This window comes from uncultured Kiloniella sp. (assembly GCF_937128705.1).
Taxonomy (GTDB): Bacteria; Pseudomonadota; Alphaproteobacteria; order Kiloniellales; family Kiloniellaceae; genus Kiloniella.
Genome location: NZ_CAKZMP010000171.1, coordinates 1 through 3950, shown reverse-complemented (window position 1 = coordinate 3950; position 3950 = coordinate 1). Strand labels below are relative to the sequence as shown.

4 protein-coding genes are annotated in these 3950 nt (G+C 43.9%); 2 read left to right on the top strand and 2 right to left on the bottom strand.

All coding sequences use genetic code 11. The features are described 5' to 3' along the window. On the bottom strand, positions 1 to 1263 hold a 1263-nt coding region (locus tag Q0241_RS09500), incomplete at its 3' end, for a bifunctional 2',3'-cyclic-nucleotide 2'-phosphodiesterase/3'-nucleotidase (RefSeq protein WP_299376585.1). 276 nt (positions 1264 to 1539) lie between these two features. Here Q0241_RS09500 and hemB point away from each other — a divergent pair. Together hemB and Q0241_RS09490 are read left to right on the top strand one after the other, a co-directional pair. After that, positions 1540 to 2532, top strand: coding sequence for a porphobilinogen synthase (gene hemB, locus Q0241_RS09495; RefSeq protein WP_299376582.1), 993 nt, complete (start codon positions 1540 to 1542; stop codon positions 2530 to 2532). Between the two features lie 235 nt (positions 2533 to 2767). Further along, entirely contained in the window at positions 2768 to 3403 is a 636-nt protein-coding gene (locus Q0241_RS09490) for a peroxiredoxin (protein ID WP_299376579.1), read from the top strand. Positions 3404 to 3525: 122 nt separating this feature from the next. Here Q0241_RS09490 and Q0241_RS09485 read toward each other — a convergent pair whose 3' ends face one another. Continuing rightward, complete coding sequence (locus tag Q0241_RS09485; protein WP_366941165.1) at positions 3526 to 3924, bottom strand: DUF805 domain-containing protein; 399 nt, start codon at positions 3922 to 3924, stop codon at positions 3526 to 3528. Positions 3925 to 3950 lie beyond the last annotated feature (26 nt).

The window sequence follows — 3950 nt, the reverse complement described above, 5'->3', positions numbered from 1 at the left end:
TTTGAATGGCGCACCTGCAGAGAGAACAGGAATACCGTCGTATTCAGTGCCTTTGATAAGTTTCTCAACGTACCATTTCTGGGCGTTTGTCACTATCTGAATAGAAGGATCATCTTGAACAAGAGCGAAGAAAGAATTAATCGGAGCTGAGGTAGCACCGACAGCCTTACGCATAAATTCAATTGTTTCTTCGTGCTCATGTTTGACTGCGTCAACAATTGACTGGTCGGCTTTAACTAAAGGATGTTTTTTACGACCGTCTCGTTTGTAAATGCCGCGGGTTGATCCCGTGCTATCAACAACTTTCCAGTTGCCGTTGTCATCAACGTCAAGTGTCAGATCAACAAGACCTAAGTGGCTCCCCCAAAAGCCGGGCATTGTTGCGGCGACACCGTTGATCGTACCTTTTTCAATATTGACACCGGCAATATCTTTGTATGTTTCTGACGGAAAAACAGCATGGGCGTGGCCAAAGAGTATGGCGTCAAGTCCCTCGACTTTGGATAGGTGGTAGGTTGCGTTTTCGTCACGTCCCTGCGGTGTCACATCGCTCAATCCGGAATGGGGAACCGCAACAATAATATCTGCCCCTTTTTCTTTCATCTCAGGAACATATCTTTTGGCCGTGTCAACAATATCGTGAGTAACAAGCTTGCCTTTCAAGTTCGCTTCGTCCCACTGCGTTATCTGTGGGGGAAGAAAGCCAATCACACCGACTTTGATTGCGTGCTTCTTTCCCGAAGTATCGACGACTTCACGATCAAGAATAATATATGGTTCAAAAGCCGATTTATCATTGCTTGGGTCCTTGTCGCCATCATCAATAAAAACATTAGATGAAACGTAAGGGAACGCGGCATCATTGAGGGTTTCGGTTAAAAAATCCAAACCGTAGTTGAATTCATGATTTCCGAGATTACCAACATCATATTTCAATAGGTTCATAGCTTTGAAAACGGGGTGGACCTCTCCCTGTTTCAATCCGCGCTCTTTCGCCATATAATCCCCCAACGGATTACCCTGGATAAGATCCCCATTATCGATCAGGACAGAATTTTTGACTTCCTGACGCGCTTCTTTAATTAATGTTGCCGTTCTTGCCAAACCCACAGCAACAGACGGCGCATCTTTATAATAATCATAATCGACGACATGGACGTGAATATCTGTCGTTTCCAGTATGCGTAATTGAACTTCTGCGGAATGTGCTGTGCCAAGCCCAAGGGCCAGAATCCCAGCCCCGGCTAAAAGAATTTTTTTCATAATCTCACCTGTATGTATGCATAAGCTGAATAGCTTAGACTTGATGTGATGGTTTTTCCAAGGACATAAAAGTGACAGCTGGATGAAACAAAATTTACAGCATCAAAAGCCTTTGCGGGTAATGCCTAGGGTTATTCTGATTTATCTTTGCGAATTAATTTCTTGATTTTTAAGGATTTGCGACGATCTGCCCTATCGATCTTCAAGCCGAATACTTGCAATTTCGAGAGCTTCGGTAGAAGGTAGCAAAAAACGAATCTCATCAGGAGAAAACAATTGAATAAGACCTTTAGGCAGGATCTTGTCGTTAGACCGCGCCGTATTCGTACGGATGACTGGACGCGCCGTATGGTTGCTGAAAACCGCCTGTCTGTTGATGACTTTATTTGGCCTGTGTTTCTTCAAGAAGACAACGGCACCACGGATGTACCATCAATGCCGGGCGTTAAAAGATACGGCCCCGATTGTTTGATTGATGCCATTGCCGATGCTGTAGAGCTGGGCATTCCGGCTATTGCGCTTTTCCCCTATAACAATCCTGCGACAAAAACAGAAGATTGTCGCGAGGCATATAACCCCGACAATCTGATCTGTCAGGCAACAAGATCAATCCGAAAGCATTATCAGGAAATCGCTTTGATTGGTGATGTTGCCTTAGATCCTTATAACTCATTGGGGCATGATGGTATTGTTAAGGACGGCGTTATTCTAAATGACGAGTCCGTTGAAATTCTGTGTCGTCAGGCTTTGGTTCAGGCCGAAGCCGGGTGTGATTATATCGGACCGTCAGATATGATGGACGGCCGTATCGGGGCCATCCGCGATACATTGGACGACGCAGGCTATACCTATACAAAGATCATGTCTTACAGCGCCAAGTATGCCAGTGGTTTTTATGGCCCCTTCCGGGATGCCGTCGGCGCAAAGGGTGCTTTGAAAGGCGATAAAAAGACCTATCAAATGGACCCGGCCAACAGCGAAGAAGCCTTACGACTTGTTGAAAATGACCTTCAACAAGGGGCAGATATGGTTATGGTCAAGCCTGGTATTGCCTATCTGGATATTATTCAGCGTATTAAAGATACCTTTGGTGTGCCAACCATGGCCTATCAAGTCAGCGGTGAATACGCGATGATCAAGGCTGCATCTGCCAACGGCTGGCTTGATCATGATGCGGTTATGATGGAAAGCCTGATGGCCTTTAAACGGGCCGGAACCGATGCGGTCCTGACATATTTCGCACTGGATGCTGCCCGGCTACTTAAATAACAGGGTACACGATAAATTTGATGAAAGGCCTGATTTTTGGATCAGGTCTTTTTCTTTTGATGTGCGGCACGTTTCTTATAAAAATATTGTTTTTTAATGGGTTGGATATTTACTACCAATCACTATATTTTCAGGGTAAGATCACTTTTCTTTTCTGAGAACTTTTTCAAGTTTTCATACTTTTCTCGAAAGCGGATTTCTTTCCGCTCCTTATGACACCTCAATGGAGGCTGCAATGACTTTACGTCTCGGCGATACAGCACCTGATTTCTCGCAAGATTCTACCGAAGGTACAATCAATTTTTATGACTTTGTTGGCGATAGCTGGGCTGTTCTTTTCTCTCACCCAAAAGATTTTACGCCTGTTTGTACAACAGAACTTGGCTACGTTGGAAAGCTCAAGCCAGAGTTTGACAAGCGTAACGTTAAGGTTCTTGGCCTAAGTGTTGACCCGCTTTCTGATCACACACAATGGGTTGGCGATATCGAAGAAACTCAGGGCCATCAGTTTAACTTCCCGCTTTTGGCTGATGCGGATCGCAAAGTGTCTAATCTTTACGACATGATCCACCCAAATGCGAACGACACACTGACTGTTCGTTCTGTTTTCGTTATTGATCCGTCTAAAAAAGTACGTTTGATCATTACCTACCCAGCAAGCACTGGACGTAACTTTGATGAAATCCTGCGTGTTATCGACTCATTGCAGTTGACCGATGGTTACAAAGTAGCAACGCCAGTTAACTGGAAAGACGGTGATGATGTGATTATCGTTCCAGCCCTGAGCGACGAAGATGCGAAAGAACGTTTCCCGAAAGGTTGGGTGGCACACAAACCTTATCTGCGTGTCACGCCACAGCCAAATAAATAAGCATAATAGCTTTATATGTATAATGAGAAAGCCCGGTAATCTTGCCGGGCTTTTTTATGGCTTTTCAAATGAATAAAAAAACACTTAACAATTTTATTTTGAATATTGATAGTTCTTTTACCTCAAAGGCGGGAAACATAATCTGATTCTGTTGATCTATCTATGAGGTCGGCATAACTGTCGGCCTTTATTTTACTGTGTATTGTTTTTCCCGGCATTGCCGTCAGCAATAAACCCAAAATGATATTCACGCCGGGGACGGCAATTAACAACGCCAGCCATTTGGACCAACCAATATGATTTAAACGATGCGCCATCCAGCACATTTGCGCGCAAAAAGTCGTGAGGATAACAGAAAGAATAGTCCAGCCACCCTGTATCTCTATGTCTTCAATCGGATCTTCCAGCGCTGCTATAATATCTTCAAGGGGTATAATATTTGTAAAACTCATAATCAGAAATGCCCAAAAAAAAAGGGATAGAAATAGCATTCTAAAAATATAAGTAACTCGTCCAAGAATCTTTTCGTCACTGCTGACATAAAGAA